Source organism: Streptococcus sp. 2018037 (genome assembly GCF_019754195.1).
GTDB lineage: Bacteria > Bacillota > Bacilli > Lactobacillales > Streptococcaceae > Streptococcus > Streptococcus hashimotonensis.
Genome location: NZ_JAIJZQ010000009.1, coordinates 61,547 through 85,354 on the forward strand (window position 1 = coordinate 61,547; position 23,808 = coordinate 85,354).

Consider the following 23,808-nt stretch of genomic DNA (forward strand, 5'->3'; position numbering starts at 1 on the left):
TGCTTATTCCCCGCTCGAGCTTGATGGACTCGTTGATGATGACTCTGTAGAAGAGGTTGAACTAGAAGTCGAACTTGTACCTGTTTTCACCTGTGACCCATCTTCATTCAAAATCGTAGTTCGGGTATCCCAATACTTTTGATACTCCGCTTTCAATTCATCCAAGGTTGTTTCCCGCTCTTCCCCCGACAAAGTCGGATTTTCACGAACCTGTTCCATTTGCTGGTAAAGAGCATACAAAATCAAATCCGAATCATCCAAACGCTTGGCCAAATCCAAAGCTTCTTGGCTATTACCACGACCAATTTCAATCCAGTAGTCCAAATATTGCTCATCTGATTTGAGCGTCACATTATTTAAGATAACAGAACGTTGTTCATTACTCAAATCAAACCCTTGGATGTAGGCATAGGCAAGAGTGTATTTTTGAGTGTAGGGAAGATTAGAAACCTCTACCCGCTCCAACTCACTAATCACCCCAGGATAGTCCACCTTGATGAAGGCCGTATCCGCATCCAGCATTTTTTCCTTGAAAGGATTGTGCATGAAAACTAGATAAATCAGCGGCAAGACCAATAATCCTGCCAGGGCAGAAAGCCAGATGGTCGCATAGCGATAGAGACGGTGCTTGGAGCGAGAAACCCTTGTCAAAGTCGCCTTCTCCTCCTCCAACTTATCCTGAAAATAGCCCTGCAAAAGTCCTTCCAAACTATCCATATCCTCTGCCTTGCGAATGGTATCTAAGAACTCCGGTACAGGAACCACATCCAGCGCACCATTGTAAAGGTCCATAAAATCATGCTCTGTAAATAAGGCAAGGATATAAGATTTTAATTGCTTCAACAAATCCGTAACATCCAAGGTCTGAGGCACCATCTTCTCCGGGATAGCCCGATAGGCTAGTTTGACCCGACCATCCTTAGTAATAAAGACAGATGACGGATGCACGAAAAAGGTGATTGGCAATTTCAAAGCCTGCTTCAATTCTAAAACATTGAGAGAAAGTCGTAGTTTTTCAGAGACCTCTTTCTCCTTCATGTCCTCAAAGGTTTGCCCAAATGCATCCAGATGATAGGTGAAATGAACAGTATCTTCATCCACCGTCATTTCCTGTTGTAAAAATTGAGGGTGGTGCAGATCCAACAAGAGCAGGTCAGTTAGCTCTTGCGTTGCCACATCAGACCGTTTTACATCAAGGTGCCACTCTTTATCACCCTTTAAAAAGACAAATTCCTGTCCACCAAAGACAAATGTTTCTTCTTTCACCCTAAACCTCCAAAACCTCTACAATATCTCCCGTTGTCACAGGATAATCGGCTAATACTTTCCCTTCGTCCAAAACAAACCCCTTATTAACAACATGGAGTTGGTATTTTTTTCTAGCATTCTCTTTTTCGAAGATGCTATCCAACTCCTTGATTAATCTCCTAACCTCAATGTGAGTCGGAATCCGTAAGTCCCTGATTCGTCCTCCATCATGTAAGGTAACATTGATATGCGTCTCCATCTCATCTCCTCCAATAGACCACTAGAAGATTATTCCTGGCCTACTTCATCCTTACCCATCAAATAGGTTGCTAAACTTGCAAGCAATAGAATGCCAACTACAATAGAAGCAAAAAACAGGCCAGAGAGAAGCCCTGCTGGAGCTCCCTCTGTCCCACTATCTACCTTGGTTGTCATCACCTTATGGGTCCGAGTATCAAACAAGGTCCCCACTTGCAAAATATCCGTGCTTGGTTTCTCACCAGTTTGGAATAGGCTATTTAGCTGATGCTCTAATAAGACTTGATCAGCTTCTTTTTTGGCAGTCAATTCTGCTTGATCTGGTGCCAAAAACAAAGATTGGACCAGTAAATCCTGACTACCTATTTTCTTTTCTTTTTCTACTTCAATGCGTGAACTATCAATTTGAAGACTATTGTCTCCAAGTTCGGACGCTTCTATCCCAACCGGAAGAAAGAGAACCAGGCAACTAAGAACAAGTGCTATCTTTTTCATTTAATCCTCTTTTTTATTTAGGAATTTTTCCACATCAACAAAAGCACTCAAGCCAGCAAAACCAAGCCCCAATACGAGCGCCGTAGCAATCACTGTCAGACTGGCAGCTTCGCCATCAAAGTAACCAGATAAACTATTTTCTAAAACAGAAAGAGGGTTGATGGCTTTCAGTGTTGCAGACAGGCCTGTCAAACTAGCAGTTGTACCAATGGCATTGGATAGGTAAATAAAGCTGATAACCATGAAGAAGCTAATCCCCATGCCAAGTCCTTTGGCATTTTTTATCAATAGATACTGACCTTGTGCTAGTAATAAGCTAAACAAGGTAATCATCAGCACCCAAGTCGGGATCAACTCGCTATCAATCTGCAACTGTTGACTTGATACAACCCCGATCAATCCACCGACCAGAAGTGATAGAACGCTGAGCACAGTCACTGTTACTAAATCTGTATCCTCGAGACGGCTCACTTTAAACTTATCTTTCACAGCCTTAATCACACGATGAGTACCAAAAACATAAGCTGCAAACAGGGTCACCATCTCCAAGAGTAAAATCCAGGTGAAAGGTCTGTAGGTGTTGACTGTTGCTTTTACAGATGAAGACGATTCTGTCAATGGTGCGGACAAGAAATCCAAAATCACTTCATTTGGAACACCATTGTCATAGGTATTGCTTAAGACAGAAGTAAAGGTTTTTACAAAGTCGCCATTTTCAGCCAATTCTGATTCAAACCTCTCCATCAGGGCAGTTGCTTCAGAAGATAGATTCTCTCCGCTTTCTTGAGCAGCCTGTACATCATTAGTAAATGTAGTGAAGACGGTATTGACATTAGTCGCCTCCTCAACGTTCTGTTCTGAAAGGGATTTTACCTCACCTGTAATAGAAAGGGAAGCATCCAATTCAGTAGCGAGCGCCGCAAGTTCTGTATCATGCGTTCCTTGAAGAGCAGTTTGTTGCTCTTGACCATCTGCAATAGACTGAGCTCGTGCCTTGACATCCTCCAAAAATGCCAGCTGATTCGCTATCTGTTGAGCCAAATCACTATTTGTCGTGCTGATATATTGGAGTTGATCTTTTAATTCTTGTTTGCGTCCTTCTAACTCAGCCAATCTTTCCTTCAAAGCTTGATCTTGTGCACGCGCTTCAGAATAGGATTGTAAATTAGCTGTAATGGAGCTCGTGACTAAAGAGGTCAACAGGGATTTCGCGTCTTGGTTGAAGAAACTATCCGTCAAACTGCTACGTTCACCAGTTACAGTATTAACAGGATAATATTGATCTAATAAACGATTAGCTTGATTATACTTGGAAATGATTTCACTAACTTTTGCAGCATAAGCAACCTCTGCTTTACGATAAGCTTCCTGTTCTTTTAAGAAGTTTTCCCAATCAAATCCTGCTGTTGTGACTTCCAGATTATTAACACTTACTTTGACACTCCCCTTCGCCATCTCAGTTGTCGTGACAGGTGTACCAGTGGACGGTGACATAGTCGATGCAGTATTCTCTTCCGATGAGCTCGAACCCGTCGTTGACGAAGTTGAAGTTGAATCCGTTACTACCGTTGTTGAAACCGTGGTCGTCTGACTCTTTTCATATTGGAGAGTGACGGTTACTGTATTATCCTTTTGCAAAGCAACAACTTCACTAGGATTGGTATAGCTGTTGCCATTCAATTCCCAAGATACCAAATCAAACCCGCTAGGAATTTCTAAAGAAAGAGTGGCACGAGTTGTTGGAGTAGGAATTTTAAAATCTGCAGCAGCTTGAAGATGCGGTTCTAACTCTTTAGCAAGAGCCTGTAATTCTTTCAAATCATTAGAAGCTACAAAGTGTTCACCAAAATGCGCTTGCGCAAATGCTGCGTCAAATTGAATCTGACTCGCTGCCTTTGGATCCAATTTGTTTAAATCAGCAGTCAGATCTGCAGGAGTCAAGCTTGGTAAACCTGCCAATTGATTCAAAATCAACTGGTCTAAGCTCGTTTGATAGGATGCTAGAGAAACCGGCAACTCTGTACTCTTACCCAAAACCGCTCCAATGTGGATTGTTTTCAGACTATCACCATAGTAAGTGGTTAAATGTGTTTCAGCAAAGTCAGAAATCGCAGCCTCATGCTCTGCTAATTTCGTACTCTCAGCTTCAATTGCCACCTGTAAATCGGCAATGGCTTGATCCAACTTTTCAACCAAACCAACATAGCCACTAGCTTCACCCGTCTCGTCTATCGCTGCTGCCCCCAACTGCCCCGAGAGCACCTCTTGGGTCGTTTTAATCGTTGCAAACAACTGATCCGTTTCAGCGCTGAGTACAGAGCTATTCATTGCTAAAAGTGAAGCTGAAAATTCTTCCTGTGATAGTTTTCCCTGATTTCGTTGTTCAATCAAGGTAGCCAAATTATCTTTTAGTCCTGTCTGAGCAGTATTTAGGCTATCATATGCCGTCACGTTGCCAGAAAGCGCTTCTTTCAAAAGATTATTAGCTGCCAATGTTGAATCAGCCGTCGAAGTCAAATTCGGAAAAAGTGTCTTAAAATCAACAGCTGTTTGATAGAGATTGTTCCTAAAAACAGCAATATTGCTCACCTTTGTATCTGACAAGGTCTGAACATTTCGTTGAGCCTGATAAAGATTCCCGAGAATGCTGGCCATATACATATCAATCAGCTGACTCTGTAGGTCTGCAATAATTCCTTTTGCCACCTTAACAGCTTCATTCTCTACCTGCAAATTACCATTTGCATTAATCTTATACGTAATTGTCGCTTTATCCACATTGGTATTGTTGATATCCAAGATTTTTGTTGAAAAATCGCTTGGGATGGTCACAACCAGTTGGTAAAGCCCTTCTTTTAACCCCTTGTCAGCCGTACCACGACTGACAGTTGACCAGTTATGGGCAGTATTTTTTTCGATATTTTTTGCATAACTAGCACCAAGATTATATTCCGTACCATTTAGGGTTATAGTATTATCTTCATTGACCAAGGCAACATCCAGCTTAATATTTTGTCGCCCTGCTTCTTGCTCTTTCTTGGAAATACTCGTGTTGTTCTGAACGGCAATATTTAATCCAATGATAGATAGAAGCAAAAGTAAGACCAGCAAAGCATTTCTCCCATACTTCAAAATGCGCTGTTTATCCATTTTTCATATCTCCTTCATTTCGATAAAAAATAGGAAGGCTGGCGCCTTCCTAGCATTTGAACTTCGTCAACCCTTAGCCATTGATTTGCGCTGCAATGTCTGCATCTGTTTGCTCGATAATGTCAGCAACTTTATTCAATTGGGCATTGATATCTCGAAGCAACTCAGAAAATTCAACAATTTTTGGCTTAAGCGCTTCAAATTGAGCATCAAAACTGTCAAAAGCTGTACCTTCCCAGTTTTCACGAATAACAGATTGCTCATTTGACAAAGATGATAAAATAGCATCAATGTTATCTGAACCTTCTGTATAGCGAATCGCAGAAGTACGGAGCTCATCTGGGGTTAATTTAATACGTGACATATCTTTCTCCTTTTGTCTTATAATTACTAATCCATTATATAATAAAAAAGCCAAAAATACAACCATATATGCAACTTTATTTATAGAAAAATAATTATTTAGCCAGGGCAAAACATAATTGTAAAAATTTTATACTATTTTGACTACAGAGCAAAAAAAGATTGAAGGAAGATGTTCGAAACAAACCTTCCTCCAATCTGAGCTGAAAATTCAGCTTTTTCTTTATGCACGAATAATCTAAATAGGGACCACCTTACGTCTCTTTAAGTGTAGGTTGGTAAATGTTATTCAAAAATATTTCCCAACTCTACATCAACTCGGTTTTCCTTGACATTGATGTCGGTCACAGCGAGCAAAGACTTGTAGTTAGCTACGCTACGGTCCCCTTTTTGGTTTTCCGCAAAGACAGCCACGCCTACCAAGGTTGAGTCAAACTCAGACAAGAGGCTAATCATACCATTGATGGTGCCACCATTTTTCAAGAAGTCATCGACGATTAAGACACGGCTTCCTGCCTTCAAACTACGCTTGGACAGAAACATCTTTTCGATACGGTCGCTAGATCCTGACACATAGTTGACAGAAACGGTTGAACCTTCTGTGATTTTCAAATCACGGCGCACAATAACAAACGGTACATTAAGGACATTGGCAACAGCATTGGCCAAAGGGACACCCTTAGTCGCAACTGTCATGACCGCATCAATCTTTTCATCTTTGAAAGCATCTGCAATGATACGACCGACATTTTTCAAAATATGCGGTGTAGACAGCAAGTCAGATGAATAGATATAACCGCCTGGCAAGATACGATTACTTTCAGCCATCTGATCACGAAGGGCCTGTGCAATTTCGACAGACTCTGCCTTAGAGATTGATGGAGTAAAAACAACTCCTCCACTGGCACCAGTAATGGTTTCAATATGCCCGATAGAGCTTTCCTCAAAAGCCTTTTTAATGATGGCAATATCCTCTGAGATAGATGACTTGGCAGATTCATACTTTTCCGCAAAGGTATTCAAACTAGTTAATTCATAAGGGTGGTTGATGAGGTAATTGGAAATGACAACCATACGCTCACTTCTTCTTAATTTCATAAAATCATCCTCTTTCACTTTTTTCTATTATATCACAACAAACTACAAAAAGCGAACTTTTTTGATTAAAAAGTCCGTCTTTTTCGTATTTTGTTTATCGCTTACATATACCACCTTGGAAGATGATGATTAAAATATTCATACCATTCAGAAATCTTCTGCGCTTGCAACTTCATCAATGGAATTTGTTCGGAATCTACTTGTTCTGCCCAAGAAAGAGCGCCTAGGCTATTTACTGTTACATAAAGAGCCATAAGTCTCCAAAATTCCTCTGGAATAGCTCCGTCAAAATAGGCATCTACCTGACCACGTGCAAAGGCTGGAGACAAATCCGCCGTGAAAATCAAACGGTTGAATTCTTCCCAGGGATCTCCTATATCGTAGCGATCAAAGTCTAAGATTTTTAGTTTTCCATCTCTTCCCAACAAGAAATTCCCTGTATGAAAATCTCCATGATGGTAGGCAATCTGTCTCCCTTCAAGCAAGTGACGATTGGCCTGGACAAAGTCTATCATAGCTTGACCATTTGGATAGGAATGACTAGCTGCTTGGTAGGCAGCTAATTTACTATCAATCTTAGCCTGATAAAAACTGTTCCAGTCCCGTTGACTTTGGTCGATCGGTAGGGCATGCAAGGTTCGCAAAAACTGCCCTGACTGACAGCCCAAATCATACAAGACAGAATCAGGCAGATCGGAAGCCACTTCATTCATATCCTGACCTTCCACCCATTCATAGAGGGTGTAAACGGACAAGTCATCCGCCCAAAAACTTAGTGGCTCTGCCACAGGCAAACCTAGACCAAACAAGTTTTCAACTAACTGAAACTCTAATCGCTTAGCCTCATAGGCTGGTCGCTCTGCTATTCTCAACAGACCAAAGCGACCATCTTCTAGCTGGACCTTGTACTTTTGGTCCGTGGACCAGCCTTTGGTGAGGGGCTGTCGAGACACTATCCTAACTGCCATCAGTCGATGTTGGGCTTATAGAAGGCGCGGTTGTCCATGGCAAAGATGCGGTTGGTCATCTCGCCTGGACCGACCTTGTCCAAGGCCGATAGCATCATCATCATTTCCGCATCGATGTTGTCAATCATGTGGAGGATTTCCGCCTCCATAATCTGCGGACGGACTGGGCTACCATACTCCAAGAGACCGTGGTGGCTGAGGATAACGTGGCGCAGAACAGTCACTTCCTCCAGACTATCATCAATGCCCAATTCCACCAAAACCTTGGTAATCTCTTCATCAATCAAGGAAATGTGTCCAATCAGATTGCCACGAACAGTATAACCTGTGTTATCAGGTCCTGTCAGTTCAATCACCTTGGCTAGGTCATGCAGCATAATTCCTGCAAAGAGCAGGCTCTTGTTGAGCTGGGGATAAATATCCCCAATTTTATCTGCCAATCTTACCATGGTCGCCGTATGGAAGGACAAGCCTGAATAGAAGGCATGGTGATTGGTCTTGGCTGCTGGATAGGAATAAAACTCCTTGTCGTACTTGCTGTAAAGGGCACGAACAATCCGCTGCCATGTGGCATTTTCGATGCGGAAAATCATCTGACTCAGATAGTCCTTAGTGTCCTTGACATCCACAGGTGGCTTTTCCTTGAAATCAGCAGGGTCATTGGGTTCGCCAGCTTTTGGCAAACGGAGAATCAATTGATTGACTTGCGGGGTGTTGTTATAAACTTCACGGCGTCCCTGCACGTGAACAACTGTCCCAGCAGTAAAATCCTTGATTTTCCCTGGCTGTGCGTCCCAGACCTTGCCTTCAATCTCACCAGTATCATCCTGGAAGGTCAGGGCTAGGTAGTCTTTGCCAGCCCGTGTTTGACGGACATCAGCTGTTTTAATAAGATAAAATCCTTCGAAGAATTCATCTTTTTTCATTTGGTTAATTTTCATTATCTTCCTCATCTAATGGGGACAGGCCAAGTAGTCCCTTGGTTTGGTCATCTTCGTACAGGTCGATGGTGCGAAGACTACGCTCGATAGCGTTGGTGCGAGTAGTTAGGAGTTTGTCAATATTGCTGCTAGCCTGATTGAGTTGTTTCTGAGCCTTAAGCAAGAGGTCAGAAAACTTGCCAAATTCCAGCTTGACATTGCCCAAGACCTTGGAAATATCATCGGCAGACTTCTGGATATTGAGAGTCTTAAAGCCGACGGAGAGGGAATTGAGCAGGGCAGAAAGTGTTGTCGGTCCTGCTACCACGATATTTTCCTGACGGCGAAGGTCATCAAAGAAAATGGGATTGCGAACCACTTCTGAATACAGCCCTTCGGTTGGCAGAAAGAGCACCCCAAAGTTAGTCGTTTCTGGCGGATTGAGGTACTTGCTCTGAATATCCTTGGCAAAACGTTTGATAGCAGCCAAGAGATTTTTGCGATGGAGGTCTATCTGGTCCTTGTCCCCACTTTCGTAGGCATCCTCCAAGCGGTAGTAATCCGCCAGCGGAAACTTGGAATCGATTGGCAAGTAGATATAGTCGCCTTCCGTCCGTCCTGGTAGCTTGACCGCATACTCCACGCGCTCACTAGAGCCTGAAACCGTAGCAAACTCTCGCTCATATTGGCTAGGTGTCAAGATATCCTCGATAATCTGCCCCAGCTGCAATTCACCCATGATACCACGGGTTTTGGTGCCAGACAGCACCTTGTTAAGACTACCCACATCACGCGCCACCGTCTGCATTTCTCCCAGACCACGATTGACCGATTCCAACTGCTTAGACACCGTTTCAAAGGAGGCTTGTAGGCGGGTTTGCAGGGTTTTCTCTAGCTTTTCCTCAACCGTCTGCCGCATTTCTTCCAGGCGTTTTTCATTGGACTCCTGAATGGCCTGCAAACGGCGGTCGGTGGCATCTCGCGTTTCCAAGTGGCTCTTATTCAGCTCTTGACGGATGTCTGTTAGCTGTTGGTAAAGCTCCGTGCGGAGTCTTTCCACTTCCTGATGAATGGCCTGTTGCTGTTTGAGGGTTGCATTTTCTAATTGATAGCTGAGCTGATCAGACAAGTTGTCTGCTGTGTCTTCTGCCTGATCTTGCAAAAGCAGGGCCAAGCTCTGCCATTTTCCATAAAGAAAAACCAAGGCAAGCAAGACCAGTATCAGCAAAATAAGTAATACAATATCCATCTAATCCTTATCCTTACTGTAGATAAGGACCACGTAGCCCTTATCCAGTTGAATGTCTATGTCTCTATCTATAAATTCGTTAGAGGAATAGCATTTTTTGAAAAAATAATTGCTGGCATCCAACGGGTACTTGGCATGACGAATGGTCAGGCGGCTTTGGTCCGACGGCATAAAGGAAATGTACTTCATACCAGCAATCGGTGACAAACGGTGCTGACCTGCAGGTCGAAAACGGACGATGTTCTGACTGTCCACCAGTTCAATCTGCTCCATATAGGTTGCCAAGTCCGGCTCTGCAGCCAGAAAGAGATTGGCCATCATATGGTCCATGCGGCCACCCAAGGCTCCGTATAGGCGAACCTGGGCCTGCGGATAGGCCTTGAAGATTTCTTTTAAAGCCAGCTCCAAATCTGTATCATCTTTTTCAGCAGGAGCTTGTAGGAACCGCTCTGCTAGATCCTTTATCCGCCCCAACTCTTCAGGTGTCACCGAGTCAAAATCACCCATGGCCCAGTCAAGAGGCAGGGAATGGTCCAGAAGACGAAGAGAGCCTGCATCTACCCCCACATAGAGGTCGGCAGGCTCAGGAAGGCAGTCAAAGGAACCGCCTGCAATGACAGCAATCTTAATCATGGAGGGCCGCTCTCAATTTGGCAACGTTGGCATCCAAGTCTCCTTTGAAGAGATAGGAACCAGCCACAAAGACATTGGCACCCGCATTTTTGGCTGAATGAATGGTCTTATCGTCAATCCCGCCGTCCACTTCGATGTCAAAGGTCAAGCCCTTGGCTTCACGCAGTTTGACCAAGGCCTCAATCTTCTCAGCCACTTCTGGAATGTAGGCTTGTCCACCAAAACCTGGGTTGACCGTCATGAGCAGAACCTGATCCACCAAGTTGAGCACAGGCTCAATGGTCACAAGTGGTGTACCTGGATTGATGACCACACCCACCTTCATACCAGCGGCACGGATTTTCTGCAAGGTCCCATGCAGGTGAACCGTTGCTTCTGCATGAATGGTTAAAATATCTGCACCCGCACGTGCAAAGGTCTCAATATGATTTTCAGGATTGGACACCATGAGATGGCAATCAAAAACCAGCTTGCTATGAGGACGCATAGCCGCAACCACATCCGCCCCAAAGCTGATATTTGGCACAAAATGACCGTCCATGACATCAATGTGCACATACTCCACACCTGTCTTTTCTAGACGCTTGAGCTCTTTTTCAAAATTTGCATAATCTGCCGCCAAAATAGACGGTGCAATCTTATAATGTGACATAGAGAACCAACTTTCTATTTGAATTTCTTACTTACCTTGGTATAGGTTTCGCGCTGATTTTGGATTTCGCTGAGGAATTGGAGATAATTGTCAAAGCGACTTTGGGAAATGGCAGAGCTGGCAACAGCTTCTTTGACTGCACAATCCGGCTCATGGGTGTGGGTACAGGTCCTAAATTTGCAGTCCTGGCTGCTTTCCGCAATCTCTGGGAAACAATCTGTCAGAGCCTCAGCCTCCTTGACTTCATAGTCTAGGGATGAAAAACCTGGCGTATCCGCAATTTTCCCACCAAAGACATTGTAGAAGCTGACCGCACGAGTGGTATGGCGACCACGCCCCAGACTATCTGAAATAGCCCCTGTTTCCAAGGCTAATTCTGGTGCAATGCGATTGAGCAGAGTTGATTTGCCAACCCCTGTCTGCCCCATAAAGACCGTCACCTTATCCTGCAATAATGGCGTCAATTCCTCCAAACTATAGACAAATGGATAGCCAATTTTCTCATAGATAGCCTTGAAGACATCCATCTCCGTCCGATCTTCTACCAAGTCCATCTTAGAGATATAAATAATAGGATCCATGTCCTTCTGTTCCAAAAGCACTAGGAAACGATCTAGTAGATTGGCATTAAAATCAGGCTCCTTGGCCGACATGATAACCACCGCCTGATCAATATTGACGATAGGAGGTCGAACCAAGCTATTTTTTCGCTCATGAATCTTTAAAATGTAGCCTTCTGAATTTTCCTCCGCAGAAAAGTCCACAAAATCACCCACATAGGGCGTTTGGCCTTTCTTACGAAAATTTCCTCTGGCTCTGGTTTGATAAATCTGTCCATTCGCCTCGACATAGTAAAAACCAGCCAAGGCCTTGATAATTCTTCCTTGCAATGAAGACTCCTTTGTGTGTACTTGTTCCTATTATACCAAATTTCCTACAAAAAAACCGCAAGCGGTTTCGATTTTACACTTTACTCTAGTCATTTCAATTTAAAAATAGTATAATAAAAAGCAAGCGGAGGTGGTGGAACGGCAGACACGCATGCTTCAGGCGCATGTGCCCATCGGGTGTGAGGGTTCAAATCCCTTCCTCCGCATTATTTATAAAGGATAACCCCAAGTCAAAGTTGATGGCTTGGGGTGATTTTTATATTTTCTCACTCATACTCAATGAAAATCAAAAACAGACTAGGCGACGCAGATGCAGATAGAACTGAAGTTCATCAAATCAAGTCAACAACGTCTGATTTTGATTTTCGAAGAGTATCAGTTTCCCATCCCGCATTTCCAAAACGTGGTCAAACATGTCTAGGATGGCAGGGTCCGATTCATGCAAGATGGTGATGATGAGTTTGTCCTCCAACTGCAAGAGGTTGGTCAAGACCTGCTTGGTCAGGGCAGGGTCTAAATGGGCGGTCGGTTCGTCCAAGAGCAAGACATCCTTACCACTCATCAGGGCACGGAGCAGACACAGGATATTTTTTTCGCCACCACTCAAGAGACTGGGATCGCTTGTTGTACGCAAGGTGTCCTGTAAACTCGTTGGCAAGCTCCTTAACAAGCCAAGCATGACATCTCTTCCCTTCTCATAGGTTCCAAAAACAGACACATTGCTTTCAAAATCGGTATGGTAAAGATGCTCAAACTGGCTGAGATAGAAGGCGGTAGCTGCTTCCATTTCATGTGAAACATCATGTTCCAAATAGGAAACACTCCCCATGTCCAGAGCCAGTTCCCCTGCCAACACTCGTAGAAAAGTGGATTTTCCACTGGCTGACGGACCAATGATGGCATACTTTTTCCCCTTGTCAAACCGATAGGAAAAATCGGTGACCGCTAATTCTCCCACGTGATAGGCCACATCCCTGACTTCTAAGGCTGCCACATTGGGATAGCTTGGCACTTGCTCAGACAAGACCTGACCAGCAAGGTAGTCTTCTAGATTGGCAACTGTTTCCTTGGTTGAATGGATATAATTGACATCCAAGAGGATGTATTTCATAGGATAGATGAAATTTTCAACATAGCTAAAAGTCGCAATAGCAGCTCCAATGATCAACTCTTTTTGTAGCAAGAGATAGCCGACCAAGCCAAAAGCTGTTAATTGCACCAAAAACATGGAAAATCCATTGACAACATTAGCCAGGGTCTTGAATTGCCCAAAGCGAAAACGAGCCTGTTCACTTTCTTCTACTGACCGATGGTGGACACGGCTGATGGAGCCGAAGGTTTCACTATTAACACGGTTCTTAGCAGAAAAGAGGTCAGTTACCACCTGAAAATAACTTTCCAAACTCTGTAAAAATGCCCGCTGCCGCTGAGAAAGAGGACCAGAAATCCACTTGGGAATGAAAACCGCCAAGGCAGACGATAGAATAATGCCAACCGCAACCAGCGGATGAACAAAGAGAAAGAGGGAAACCGCATAGATGAGCATGCTCAAACTAGAGCGGATAATGTCCATGAGAGGGCTTAGATAACTCTCCTCAATGGTTTCCAAATCGTTATCAAAAATGGACAGATAGGCGGAGACATTCTTCTCTGAAAATTTGGATAAAGACTGTGATAACAAGCTGTTTGCCAGGCCTTTTTTAGCAGTGACATAGAAGCCCTGAGACACCTTCCACTCATAAACCTGGGAAATGTACTGAAAGACTGAATTAGCAATAATGGTTAAGGCATAGGCTAACAAGAGCCATACAAGCCCTGTCCAGCCCATCTGAAAAATATGGTCAAAAAGATACTTATTTAACTCCGGCAAAACGACATTGGTCAAACTATATAAGATATGGAAAACCAACTGAATGGCAATAACAAACCTCAATTGATAGATGATTTTTTTCATAACTCCTCCTAGATAGGAACAATCTGACAAAAATTAATTGCTCTCCCCAATCCGTACCACCCCATCATAGCGAGAAAGGACCTCATCGGACACACGGTGGGAAATATGAATGAGCGTCTTATCTGCTAGTGAGATGAGATAATCTTCAATCACTACATAAGTTTCCTGATCCAAGGCAGACAGACTTTCATCCAGCAACAAGACCTCCTTATCTTGTAGCAAGGCACGAATCAAGAGCAGGCGTTGCTTTTGTCCGCCAGACAGTCCACTATCGTCACTGATTTCCTCGCTCAAAGAAGCATAACTTGGAAAACGACTGTCAAGATTCATGGTCTTAATGAGGAACATCAGCCTATCTTCTGAAACATCCCGTCCCATGGTCAAGTTGTAAAGTACAGTATCATGGAAAAGGGCTCCCTCTTGTGGCAGATAGGCAATCTTATCTTGAATGGCTTGGTAGGACAAGTCTGAAAGAGAGGTTTTATCAAAGTAAATATCCCCTGCTTGCAGTTGGCTATTCTTGGTCAAAATAAGAGCCAAGGAAGATTTGCCAGAACCACTTTCCCCAAGAATTAAATACTTCTTGCCACGTTCAAACGCTACGGTCAGGTCTTCAAAGACCTGTTTCTCACCGATTGCATAGCTAGCCTTTACCAGTTGCATGCTCTGGAAAGCTGAAGCTAGTTCCTGTCCCTTCGTTTCTTGACCCAAAGTAGATAGCTCAAACTCTTGCTTCAATTTCTTAACGGCATGCCTGTCCAAAAAGGCTGCCGCAATGCTATTAATGGGATCAACCAACTGCTCTGAAATGGTCAGAATAGCTGTCAAGCCACCGATGGTCAAAGCGCCATATAAAACCTGAAAACCACCGATAAAGATAATCGAAAGAGTGGTCAAATAAAAGACGAAACCGACTAAGAGCCGCATGGTTACTGTTGTTCGATTGGCCTGATTGACCTTGTCATTGACTGCTTGATAGCGATCGTTCAGACCATCTAAAACTTGCTGTCTTTGGTGGCTATTTTTCACTTGCAAATAACTCAGAAAGACATCTGAAACCCTTGTATTATAGACCTGCTGACTGTCCGAAATCGCCTCCTGATTGAGCCTTCTCCGCTTTTTAAACAAATAGGGAATCACAACTGGCAAGAATGAGATCAGAATCAAGAAAATAGCGGTCAGACCATCCAAGCTAAGAAGGGCCAAACTGGCAATGCCAAAGGTACAAGCACCTTGAAAAATCGTAAAGAAAGCGTCGTAATAATCTTCTTTCACCGTCTCCAAATCATTATTGAGCTGAGAAATATAGGCCCCTGCCCCCTGCTCAACAAACTGCCTAAAAGGCAAATCAAAAATTTTCCCAATAAAGGTCGCCTGCAATTGGAAACCTACTTGATTGAGATAGCTGACATTGGCAATCTGACGAATGTACTCAAAAATCAGCATAACAAGGACAGTTAGCCCCATCAGCACAAAATAGGACACAAAGGCCTGTCTATCTCCAGCCGCAATAGCGTCAATAATATAGCGATACTGATACAGAAACCCAACATTGAGCAGGGCTACTGCAAAAATACAAGATAAGGTTAGCCAAAAATCCCTCTTTTTCATTTCTCCTCCACCGTTGGATAGATTTCTAAGTAAACATTTGGTCACTTTCATCTATATTATAGAATACGAATTGTAATTGAATCTATACGTCCCCTATATGCAACTATTTCTCGTTCACTATTTTTTCAAGTATCGTTTCATACTAATCTGCTATATTCTGACTATCAACCGCTCGTAAAAGTTCGATACACTTTCTCATCTCTAAGATAGCATTGGCACTTCCTGTCTTTCGATAATCATAAAAAGCCTTACCAAATTTAAACAAAATCCGTTCAAAAATTTCCGTTTCATCGAAAAACAGACTTTTGATGGTCTTTTCAAGAAAGACTGCATCGGTAAGTTCCTTATGTTGAACGCTGACGAGATAGGCACTCAGTAAAATTTGAGAAACTACCAATCGATGTTGTTTCATTTCACGGTAAAACTGTGTACGATGAAGTAACTCTCTACAAAAAAGCATCATTGTTTGATGACCCAATTTGTCAATCGTATTCGCAAATAGTAAGATTTCATAGTAACTCCAATTCTCAACTCGAAATAAGTAATCCGTTAAAAAGGCTGTATCTTCTTTCGAAACAACTATTGTCTTATCTAAGTTTCTTAGTTTATAAGCGATTAAAATAGCATTCAACCGATGAAACTCCCTACGAGAATCTCTTTCTGCTTTTGCTAATTGTTCAGACAAGATTTTCTTTATGGTTACAACATCTCTGATATAGATGGATTGTTTTAGTTGTTCCAAAATTCTAGTCAGCTCATCTTTTTTGAAATCCTGACTAGCATACACGAACTCGTCCACATCCACATTCATTTCTGTCAGCACACCAAATAATTTACTAACAGTGATGTCGGATTCCCCATTTTCAAACCGAGAAAGTTGAGAAGTAGAAATATGTCCCTTGGCGACCTCCGCCAGACTCTTCCCCTTTCCCTCTCGTATCAATTTTAATGTCCTACCAAAACGATTCATACTTCACCTCTACACTCACGATTAAAAAATCATTTGTAAACATAATTATTATACCATGCCTTCCTATATTTGTGTCCTTTTTCACATAAATAAGAAACCAAGCCAGCTATCTGACTTGGTTTATTTTTATTCTGTCGTTTCAGTCGCCACATTGAAAAAATCTTTGTATTTCAAAAGGTAGCCTTTTCCTGTGGATAGGTCATATTGGACCAGTTTGAGCTCTTCTGCAACTTTCGCATCTCGCTCAGCCTGTCCTACTCGGTCCTTATGAAGCACTTCTGTCAAGAGGGCATAGTAAGGACTGACCTTGTTATTGGTCGTTTCCAGCATCAGTGCATTCATGTCGCTAGAGTTAACTAGCTCATAATTATATTTCGCTGTATCAAAATTGCTCCAAACGAAATAATCTGTCTTATATTGCAGACTTGGATCAGTCACAAAGGCTGACTCAGGATACAAACCTGGCAGATGGTCACCATAAAAAACAACGGTCACCTTTTTATCCAAGGTCTTGAGCTGGTCTAGAAAATCCCTTGTTGCTTGATCCGTAAAAGATAGAAGACGAGCATAGCTATTAAGGTTGGCATTTTCCTCAGCCGTGAAACCCTCACCCGATGCTGTTATACCTGCAGGCTCTAGAGAATTCCACTGAACATGGTTCTGCATGGTAATAGCCGACACAAAGCTGGTATCGGCAGAACGTACCTGCTCCAAAATCAAGTCATAGGTCTTCTTGTCACTGACAAAATTCCCCTGATAATCCTCAGCCGTCACAGTAAGAGGATACTTGGCACTATTGAGCGTGTAGAATTGCTCAATCCCCAGCTGCTTATAGATAGAATTTCGGTTGTAACTGGTATCGTAGTAAGGATGGATGGCAATACGATTATCTGCTGGATAGAGGTCACTGATACTTGGCAACTTCTTCATATTTGGCGCCACATCCAAATAGACTGAAGAAATGGATGAGCTGTAATTGTAGAAGGGCAGACCACTATAGACCTGAAACTCGATATTAGCCGTACCACCACCATAGTGGTCACTCTTCATCAAGCCACTGGTAGTCTGGCTCATGATGTACTCAATATTTGGAAGGACATTTTGACTAAGGGTTACACCGGGAATCCGACGCGGGTCAGCCAAACTCTCGCTAAGAATATAGATAACCGTCTGGTCAGTCAATTGACCTGTCCGTTCTGCATTGATTTCCTCAGCCAGGGCGGTGTACTTCTTCACAATGGCCTTCATGGTCTTCTCAGAGTAATTCTCAGGCATTTCCATACTGGTCTTGCTGAGTTGCTGCAACCAGAGGAATGAAAGAGTGCGATAACGAGCCACAAAGGCGTAGCCCTTCCAGTCTACGTTCCGCCAGTTATTGACCTGAGAAAGAATAGGAATCCAGCCAGCAATCTTATGGTCTTTTTCATTGCGAATTGCCCAGCCCATTCCTAAAATCAAGGAAATAATGACAGAAATCCCTGCCAGCCGTTTCCAGATAGAAGCGACAATCCTTCCTTGGAAGTACTTCTTGTGAATACGTCGGTAGATAAACACAAGGAGGACTATAAAGACGAGCGATACCAAGACAACACGTAGACTGATAAAGCTGAGAATCATCCCCAAGTTCCCGACCCATTTGAAATCATTTGGGGTCAATGGCTCCGAACGGTAGCGGAATTTGAGAAAATTGGCCGTAACCAAAATGACGTTTAGACTAGCAATCACGGCAACAGATAAGATTTGGCGGTTGATAACTAGGCTAATGATGACATTGAGGAAAAAGAGGCAGGCAATCTGGAAGACAATAGCCCCTGGGAAGAGATGACGTGTGAAATAAGAACCAGTCGCTCCAGCCATAGAAGCCTGATAACCAATATGCGATAGCGTAGCCAGTGCCAAACTGATAAAGAGCATGCTGTGAACGTTGGTCCGATTGGCCTTAAACTCTACAAATGCCTTATGAAGATAGCGAAGAAAAATGTAAGTCCCTATAAAATGAATAGGTGCAAACAGCGGTGTCTGGCTGAAAAACTCTATGTAAGAACCTTTCTCAACCAAACTCTCATAATGGCTATCTTTCCAGTAAGATATGGCGAGAGGACTGAGCGAGAGTAAGCTGGTCAAGAGCAAATAGCCATCTGGTACCAAGTGATTGGCTGACCACTGGCTTAATTTTTCTCGAATTCCCGTCTTCTTCCGCCATAAAAATGCCAACAATACAGGAAGAGCCAACATCAATAGAAGCTCAAATTGAAAGAGATTATTCCGGAAAATATTCCAGGGTTGATACTTCTTGGCATTGAGCCGATAGACCAGGTTGATAAGATATAGAAAACCTAGAAAATAGCCGACATACTTGGCAAAGGTTTTGGTCTTTATAAATTTCTCATATTTATCAAGCAAGACCAATACATAAAATGTAAAAATAAGATAGGCAATCAAGGGCAGGGGAATAAACCGGAGTGGAAAAGATACATCACTCAGTAAAAGGGCTCGCCCCATAGCCAGCAAGACGGTCATTACCATGACCAGAATAAATTGCTTGGTTGCCTTGAGTTTGATTTGTTTCATAGCATTTCTCTCTTAGGAAATATTTGATTTTCGGTAGATAAAGGTATAATAAATCGACCAAAGTATCCAGCCAGTCAAACTGATAAAGATAACTGGCAATAACCACCATTGTTGCTTATAGGAGAGGATAAGGGTGTTCTTCCCTTTTTGGCTGGTAACCGTTGGCACACCAATAGTGGAAAGATAATAATCCATCTTCCCTAACCTCTTTCCATTCAATGTCAATTCACTATCTCGGTAAATAACAATCGGTATTTGGATTTCCTCTGATTGATTTGCCGACCAACTTATTTTTAAGCTATCCCCAAAAACTTGCTTATTAAATTGCTGGTTAGGTAAAATAATCTGGTCACGGTAACGATCATAACGAGATTTAGCCTCATTTACCGCACGAACATTCTCTTCTTTTTCAGATAACACCGGCACATAGTCGGGAGTTGATTTCTGAGCCAGTTGAACAAACTCACCTAAATTTTTTGAATGCAAGGATGCACGTAATTCTTCCGTTGTTCCGTATAGAGTAGTATGAAGCATATCTTGTAAGAATTCTGCTTTGTTGTACTGGTCATTGACTGCTTGATTATATTGATCCCAAGTAAAACCAACACCAATTATGGTAGATAAGATTGTCATCCCCAAAAACAACTTTTTACGCACTTCGTAATCTGTTAATTGAAGACCAACAATCGTCAGAAGTAAAGTATTAGCATACAAAAAGAATCTAAAGGGAAATTGGATTAAATCCACTAATCCAATACCTTTACCAGCAAATAGTTGCCACGGAAAAAGATTTGTTGAAAAAATAAAAAATACCAAAAAAGTTAATGTCAGCCCCCTCAATATCACCGATTGCTTCTTCCATTTTTTCAGCATAAAATAAAGAAAGGTTGCAAAAATGATTGGTAGAGAGTATGGAAAGTATAAGAAATAAGCCTTAGACCAGGTAACTGTTGACTGAATAAACTTTTTGTTTATAAATGGTGCTGCTAATTCATTTGTTGCATTTACATATAATAAGGGCAACCAGATATTTACAGTTAAAATCAGAAAAACTCCAACCGAAAACAGTACATCTTTCATTACGTTCCATTTGTCTTGCGATTTTAACCAACCAATTGAAAAAAGAATTGCATAGGCTAAGATGAGAAACAGAGCCGACAGCATGTGTATCTGCAACATTAACCCTACAGCTCCTGCCATCAGAAAAATAGGAACTTTACCAGTTTTTAGGAATCGAACTGCTGGAATCAAGCAAAGCGGAAATAAGGCCACTCCCCAACTTGAAAATCCTTGAGCTACCCACCAGTATTGAACAGAGTAGGTAGTCACGAAAAACATGGATAACCCAACAGATAGAGAATAGCGTACTTTCACTTCTCGCATTAGAAAATAAAGCGAAGTGGCACTCAAAACTCCTAAAAGAAGATTAGACAGTAGTTGATATCGATACCAAGTTCCGGCCAACAACAGCAAGGCTCCTTGCAAATAGGCTAGATATGGACCATATAGAGCATTGACAATCCTTCCAGATTGCTGATAGCCATGCAAGCTCATTATATAAGAAAAATCTCCTGACTTAATTTGCATAGCTGTATCATAAAAACGATTATAATGAAAAACAATATCGTCTCCTGTCACCACTGCTTTTGTCAAAATCTGTGGCAATAGAAGGGTGAGCGAAAAAAGAAAAAATACAGTTACTGCAACAATATCTGGATGCTTTTTCAGTAATTTTTTTAACATAAGATACCTTCATAAAAAAAGAGGGAACCCCTCTCTTGTTTTTGTAAGAACCTGTACTCAGAAGTGAAGTGATTATAAATAAGAGATAGTTTTTCGCTAATCAAGGCAGTTTTATTGAGAGAATACTGACTGTACTTTGAAAAAACTAACGATGACTAGCTTAAAAACTATCCTTAAGTAGAAGTGCTGAACTGTGAATACGGGTTCTTACTATTCTGCTCATTTGCAGACAATAATTCCTTAAAATTTATCAACTCCCAGTATAACAAGCTTTCCCCCCACTGTCAACGGACAAGGCAAGTAGAAAACTACTATAATTCTAAATAAACTAAATATTGATTGCAGATTTCTCCACAATCAAATATTTTTTTATAAGCCAACTTCCTGAAGGCTGTCAGACAAACGCGCGAAGTCAGCCATAGAAAGGGCTTCCCCACGTACACTGGCTTCCAGCTCTGCCATGCCAAGTGCCTGTGTCAGCTTGTCCTTGACCTCTTCGGACTTGCCGAAATGGTTGGTCAGATTGTTCCACAGGGTCTTGCGGCGGTGCACAAAGCTGGCCTTGGACACCCGGAAGAAGAAATCTTCGTCCTTGACGCTTACCAGGGGTTGCTCGCGGCGAACCATTTTGAGAATGGCGGAGTCCACGTTTGGTGCGGGCACAAAGACGGTGCGAGGCACGATGAAGGCCACCTTGGCAGTCATGTAGTACTGGACCGCAATGGACAGGCTGCCGTAAGCCTTGGTGTTTGGCTCGGCAGAAATGCGGTCGGCCACCTCTCGCTGCATCATGACCACGAACTCGCTGAAGGGAATCTTGCTCTCAATCAGGTGCATGAGGATAGGAGTTGTGATGTAGTAAGGCAGATTGGCCACGACCTTGATAGGCAGGTCAGGGTTTTTGAAATTCTGAATCTGGGTCTGCAGGTCGGTCTTCAGGATGTCTTGGTTGACCACGGTCACATTATCAAAGCGACCCAAGGTGTCCGCCAAAATCGGAATCAGGCGGTCGTCAATCTCAAAAGCCATGACCTCAGCAGCATTTTCCGCCAAAAACTCGGTCAAGGCCCCGATGCCAGGTCCAATCTCGATGACATTGACATTCTGGTCAATCTCTGCCGTGTCCACAATCTTCTGTAAAATATTGGTATCGGTCAAAAAGTTCTGACCGAAGGATTTCTTAAAGGTAAACCCGTGGCGCTCAAGGACGGCCCGAGTAACGTTTTTGTCTGCGATTCTCATGTGTGTTCTTTCTTGTTTTTTTATTTCGCCATTTCACTCAATCGTGAAATAACACTTAGTTTTCTCATCGTCGCTGTAATGCCCAGCTGTTTTTCTAAATAATTGGTATTTAGTTTCTTCTTTCGAGCATCTCTCGGAAGATACATGTATAGACATTGACTTCCCAGACGTAACTCCTCATCACCAAAGTCTTGGTGCAATAATTTGTTTAATTTTTCACCAGTTATCTCATCATTGGTAAAGACCAAATGGACACGAGAAGGATCATAACCCTCACCAAAAGGATTTTCAGCAACTGCTTGTGTTAACTCTGACTGATTTTTAATGATAGCAGCCAAATCTGCACCAATGTTTTCTTTAATGGTTTGATGGATAAGCTGGCTGAGTTTTTCATCTGACAAATCTGGTTCACAAACAACATTTCCACTTTGAATATAGGTTTGAACAGAAGTTAAACCAGCTTCCGTCAAAATTTCCGCCAGATAGGACATCTTGGGAATTTTATTCTTGCCAACAGGGGTAACACCACGCAAAAGAGCAACTTTTTTCATTTGTTAATCCCCCTCACCCGTAATGGTCTTTTAGCGACAAGATATACAACTGGTCTGCTTCTACCATATATATCAACCGATTCTCCGCATCAATCCTTCTTGACCAAGCACCTTGATAATCATACTTCAAAGGTTCTGGTTTGGCAATGCCTTCAAAAGGATGTCGCTGCATATCCTTGATAATCTTATTGATTCTCTTCAGTATTTTCTTATCCTGACCTTGCCAGTAGAGATAGTCTTCCCAGGCGTCGTCTGTAAAATGGATTCCCATGTTAGTCCGCCTCTATCAAGTTTCGTTCTTGAGTTTGTCCCGCTTTGACTTGAGCCATACCACGCAAGACTTTCTGAGATAGGTAGGCGTTCCGAGCAACAGCAAGGGTTTCTTGTAAACTATCCCACTCACTCTTTGACAGTACAACAATATCTTCTTCTGGATTTTTATTAACCACAACCAAAGGCTCAAACTCGTCATTGACCTTTTTCATATAGTCCTTTAAGTGATTTCGAAAATGGGAATATACAATAGCTTCCATAAGCAATACCTCTCATCATTTCTAGGCTTACTATAGCATAGAAAAAAAGAGTTGTCAAACTTCTTGTACAACTCTTTGGCGATTATTATGTGTGTTTCTCATTTTTTGCCTTTTATTTTAAAAAAGCGGAACAAAATGCTTGTTGTTTTCCGAATTAATCTAGTGTAGGGAAGTTCCGAAGGCAGGACGGAAATCTGATTCAGGAGGTGAGACCATGGCACAACTCCTTAGAAAGGTGACCGTCGATGTCAGTTTACGAAGCGATTGAGCTAATGATACACTTTGGCATTCTTTTACTGGCTATTTTAAGAACCTGTATTCACAAGTGAAGTACTTTTATATAAGAGATAGTTTTTAGTTAATCAAGGCAGTTTTTTGAGGGAATACGACTGTATTTTGAAAAAAACTAACGATGAGTAGCTGAAAACTAGCCTTAGGTGGAAGTGCTGAACTGTGAATATAGGTTCTAATATTTCAACGAAAAAAATAAACAGTAAAACCGCACTTCCAACTTTGACCGGTCTGTAAGTAGCGGTTTTTCTGTTATCTACAAATCCGTCCCGTCTTTAAAACGGTCCTATCGAGACTGGGCAAAAACTAGCCAGTAAATAAAAAACACAGATAGATTCAAGCTGATTCTGATGAAATTCAGCCGAACTGTCTGTGTTTTTCTTTCTGCTTCTACTATCTTGGACTAATTTCTTAGCCA

Annotated in this window: 22 protein-coding genes and 1 tRNA gene; 2 read left to right on the forward strand and 21 right to left on the reverse strand. The window is 42.3% G+C overall.

Going from position 1 to position 23,808, the window contains the following annotated elements; all coding sequences use genetic code 11:
• Positions 1-3 precede the first annotated feature (3 nt).
• The 12 genes from essB to rsgA form a co-directional block, all read right to left on the reverse strand.
• Positions 4-1,266, reverse strand: a complete 1,263-nt coding sequence (gene essB, locus K5Q29_RS05095) for a type VII secretion protein EssB (RefSeq protein ID WP_105139691.1) — start codon at positions 1,264-1,266, stop codon at positions 4-6.
• A 1-nt stretch (position 1,267) separates the two neighbouring features.
• Positions 1,268-1,507, reverse strand: a complete 240-nt coding sequence (locus K5Q29_RS05100) for an EsaB/YukD family protein (RefSeq protein WP_024413501.1) — start codon at positions 1,505-1,507, stop codon at positions 1,268-1,270.
• Between the two features lie 29 nt (positions 1,508-1,536).
• Positions 1,537-2,001, reverse strand: a complete 465-nt coding sequence (gene essA / locus K5Q29_RS05105) for a type VII secretion protein EssA (protein ID WP_013730613.1) — start codon at positions 1,999-2,001, stop codon at positions 1,537-1,539.
• Positions 2,002-5,151, reverse strand: a complete 3,150-nt coding sequence (gene esaA / locus K5Q29_RS05110; protein WP_105139690.1) for a type VII secretion protein EsaA — start codon at positions 5,149-5,151, stop codon at positions 2,002-2,004.
• A 73-nt stretch (positions 5,152-5,224) separates the two neighbouring features.
• The gene (locus K5Q29_RS05115) at positions 5,225-5,515 is read right to left on the reverse strand and encodes a WXG100 family type VII secretion target (RefSeq protein WP_013730614.1); all 291 of its coding nucleotides are present in this window, start codon (positions 5,513-5,515) and stop codon (positions 5,225-5,227) included.
• A gap of 284 nt (positions 5,516-5,799) precedes the next feature.
• On the reverse strand, positions 5,800-6,612 hold the full coding sequence (purR, locus tag K5Q29_RS05120; protein ID WP_002938438.1) for a pur operon repressor: 813 nt from the start codon (positions 6,610-6,612) through the stop codon (positions 5,800-5,802).
• A gap of 101 nt (positions 6,613-6,713) precedes the next feature.
• A complete protein-coding gene (locus K5Q29_RS05125; RefSeq protein ID WP_105139689.1) occupies positions 6,714-7,580 on the reverse strand; it encodes an aminoglycoside phosphotransferase family protein in 867 nt (288 codons plus the stop codon).
• Positions 7,580-8,521, reverse strand: a complete 942-nt coding sequence (locus tag K5Q29_RS05130) for a 3'-5' exoribonuclease YhaM family protein (protein WP_105139688.1) — start codon at positions 8,519-8,521, stop codon at positions 7,580-7,582. The genes K5Q29_RS05125 and K5Q29_RS05130 overlap by 1 nt, the downstream gene beginning before the upstream one ends.
• Positions 8,511-9,749 carry a DNA recombination protein RmuC gene (locus tag K5Q29_RS05135; protein WP_105139687.1) on the reverse strand — a complete coding sequence of 413 codons (1,239 nt, stop codon included), beginning with the start codon at positions 9,747-9,749 and terminating at the stop codon, positions 8,511-8,513. The genes K5Q29_RS05130 and K5Q29_RS05135 overlap by 11 nt, the downstream gene beginning before the upstream one ends.
• A complete protein-coding gene (locus tag K5Q29_RS05140) occupies positions 9,750-10,382 on the reverse strand; it encodes a thiamine diphosphokinase (protein ID WP_105139686.1) in 633 nt (210 codons plus the stop codon).
• Positions 10,375-11,034 (reverse strand): ribulose-phosphate 3-epimerase, encoded by a 660-nt coding sequence (gene rpe / locus K5Q29_RS05145; RefSeq protein WP_105108244.1) that lies wholly within the window; start codon positions 11,032-11,034, stop codon positions 10,375-10,377. The genes K5Q29_RS05140 and rpe overlap by 8 nt, the downstream gene beginning before the upstream one ends.
• A gap of 14 nt (positions 11,035-11,048) precedes the next feature.
• Positions 11,049-11,924 carry a ribosome small subunit-dependent GTPase A gene (rsgA, locus tag K5Q29_RS05150; RefSeq protein WP_105139685.1) on the reverse strand — a complete coding sequence of 292 codons (876 nt, stop codon included), beginning with the start codon at positions 11,922-11,924 and terminating at the stop codon, positions 11,049-11,051.
• 124 nt (positions 11,925-12,048) lie between these two features.
• Here rsgA and K5Q29_RS05155 point away from each other — a divergent pair.
• A tRNA-Leu gene (locus tag K5Q29_RS05155) sits at positions 12,049-12,130 on the forward strand.
• Between the two features lie 131 nt (positions 12,131-12,261).
• Here K5Q29_RS05155 and K5Q29_RS05160 read toward each other — a convergent pair.
• The 9 genes from K5Q29_RS05160 to K5Q29_RS05200 form a co-directional block, all read right to left on the reverse strand.
• Positions 12,262-13,878, reverse strand: coding sequence for an ABC transporter ATP-binding protein (locus K5Q29_RS05160; RefSeq protein ID WP_221877038.1), 1,617 nt, complete (start codon positions 13,876-13,878; stop codon positions 12,262-12,264).
• Positions 13,879-13,911: 33 nt separating this feature from the next.
• Positions 13,912-15,489, reverse strand: a complete 1,578-nt coding sequence (locus tag K5Q29_RS05165) for an ABC transporter ATP-binding protein (protein ID WP_105139683.1) — start codon at positions 15,487-15,489, stop codon at positions 13,912-13,914.
• Between the two features lie 142 nt (positions 15,490-15,631).
• Complete coding sequence (locus K5Q29_RS05170) at positions 15,632-16,459, reverse strand: helix-turn-helix domain-containing protein (protein WP_105139682.1); 828 nt, start codon at positions 16,457-16,459, stop codon at positions 15,632-15,634.
• Between the two features lie 126 nt (positions 16,460-16,585).
• Positions 16,586-19,030 (reverse strand): LTA synthase family protein, encoded by a 2,445-nt coding sequence (locus K5Q29_RS05175; protein ID WP_105139681.1) that lies wholly within the window; start codon positions 19,028-19,030, stop codon positions 16,586-16,588.
• Between the two features lie 12 nt (positions 19,031-19,042).
• Positions 19,043-20,773 carry a hypothetical protein gene (locus K5Q29_RS05180; RefSeq protein ID WP_105139680.1) on the reverse strand — a complete coding sequence of 577 codons (1,731 nt, stop codon included), beginning with the start codon at positions 20,771-20,773 and terminating at the stop codon, positions 19,043-19,045.
• A gap of 369 nt (positions 20,774-21,142) precedes the next feature.
• Positions 21,143-22,015: a 16S rRNA (adenine(1518)-N(6)/adenine(1519)-N(6))-dimethyltransferase RsmA gene (gene rsmA, locus K5Q29_RS05185; RefSeq protein ID WP_002939007.1), complete on the reverse strand. Its 873-nt coding sequence runs from the start codon at positions 22,013-22,015 to the stop codon at positions 21,143-21,145.
• A gap of 20 nt (positions 22,016-22,035) precedes the next feature.
• Complete coding sequence (locus K5Q29_RS05190; protein ID WP_105139679.1) at positions 22,036-22,566, reverse strand: DUF1697 domain-containing protein; 531 nt, start codon at positions 22,564-22,566, stop codon at positions 22,036-22,038.
• A gap of 13 nt (positions 22,567-22,579) precedes the next feature.
• Positions 22,580-22,837 (reverse strand): Txe/YoeB family addiction module toxin, encoded by a 258-nt coding sequence (locus K5Q29_RS05195; protein WP_105139678.1) that lies wholly within the window; start codon positions 22,835-22,837, stop codon positions 22,580-22,582.
• Between the two features lies 1 nt (position 22,838).
• On the reverse strand, positions 22,839-23,099 hold the full coding sequence (locus K5Q29_RS05200) for a type II toxin-antitoxin system Phd/YefM family antitoxin (protein ID WP_029693774.1): 261 nt from the start codon (positions 23,097-23,099) through the stop codon (positions 22,839-22,841).
• 245 nt (positions 23,100-23,344) lie between these two features.
• On the opposite strand from K5Q29_RS05200, the gene K5Q29_RS10900 reads away from it, so the two are divergent.
• Complete coding sequence (locus tag K5Q29_RS10900; protein ID WP_221877039.1) at positions 23,345-23,428, forward strand: putative holin-like toxin; 84 nt, start codon at positions 23,345-23,347, stop codon at positions 23,426-23,428.
• Positions 23,429-23,808 lie beyond the last annotated feature (380 nt).

Coding starts and splice junctions, on each gene's coding strand:
- K5Q29_RS05130 (WP_105139688.1), bottom strand. CDS start 8,521: ATGAAAATTAACCAAATGAAAAAAGATGAATTCTTCGAAGGATTTTAT.
- K5Q29_RS05135 (WP_105139687.1), bottom strand. CDS start 9,749: ATGGATATTGTATTACTTATTTTGCTGATACTGGTCTTGCTTGCCTTG.
- K5Q29_RS05115 (WP_013730614.1), bottom strand. CDS start 5,515: ATGTCACGTATTAAATTAACCCCAGATGAGCTCCGTACTTCTGCGATT.
- K5Q29_RS05200 (WP_029693774.1), bottom strand. CDS start 23,099: ATGGAAGCTATTGTATATTCCCATTTTCGAAATCACTTAAAGGACTAT.
- K5Q29_RS05175 (WP_105139681.1), bottom strand. CDS start 19,030: ATGAAACAAATCAAACTCAAGGCAACCAAGCAATTTATTCTGGTCATG.
- purR (WP_002938438.1), bottom strand. CDS start 6,612: ATGAAATTAAGAAGAAGTGAGCGTATGGTTGTCATTTCCAATTACCTC.
- K5Q29_RS05190 (WP_105139679.1), bottom strand. CDS start 22,566: ATGAAAAAAGTTGCTCTTTTGCGTGGTGTTACCCCTGTTGGCAAGAAT.
- K5Q29_RS05160 (WP_221877038.1), bottom strand. CDS start 13,878: ATGAAAAAAATCATCTATCAATTGAGGTTTGTTATTGCCATTCAGTTG.
- K5Q29_RS05195 (WP_105139678.1), bottom strand. CDS start 22,837: ATGGGAATCCATTTTACAGACGACGCCTGGGAAGACTATCTCTACTGG.
- essA (WP_013730613.1), bottom strand. CDS start 2,001: ATGAAAAAGATAGCACTTGTTCTTAGTTGCCTGGTTCTCTTTCTTCCG.
- rpe (WP_105108244.1), bottom strand. CDS start 11,034: ATGTCACATTATAAGATTGCACCGTCTATTTTGGCGGCAGATTATGCA.
- K5Q29_RS10900 (WP_221877039.1), top strand. CDS start 23,345: ATGTCAGTTTACGAAGCGATTGAGCTAATGATACACTTTGGCATTCTT.
- esaA (WP_105139690.1), bottom strand. CDS start 5,151: ATGGATAAACAGCGCATTTTGAAGTATGGGAGAAATGCTTTGCTGGTC.
- rsmA (WP_002939007.1), bottom strand. CDS start 22,015: ATGAGAATCGCAGACAAAAACGTTACTCGGGCCGTCCTTGAGCGCCAC.
- K5Q29_RS05170 (WP_105139682.1), bottom strand. CDS start 16,459: ATGAATCGTTTTGGTAGGACATTAAAATTGATACGAGAGGGAAAGGGG.
- K5Q29_RS05140 (WP_105139686.1), bottom strand. CDS start 10,382: ATGATTAAGATTGCTGTCATTGCAGGCGGTTCCTTTGACTGCCTTCCT.
- K5Q29_RS05180 (WP_105139680.1), bottom strand. CDS start 20,773: ATGTTAAAAAAATTACTGAAAAAGCATCCAGATATTGTTGCAGTAACT.
- K5Q29_RS05165 (WP_105139683.1), bottom strand. CDS start 15,489: ATGAAAAAGAGGGATTTTTGGCTAACCTTATCTTGTATTTTTGCAGTA.
- K5Q29_RS05100 (WP_024413501.1), bottom strand. CDS start 1,507: ATGGAGACGCATATCAATGTTACCTTACATGATGGAGGACGAATCAGG.
- K5Q29_RS05125 (WP_105139689.1), bottom strand. CDS start 7,580: ATGGCAGTTAGGATAGTGTCTCGACAGCCCCTCACCAAAGGCTGGTCC.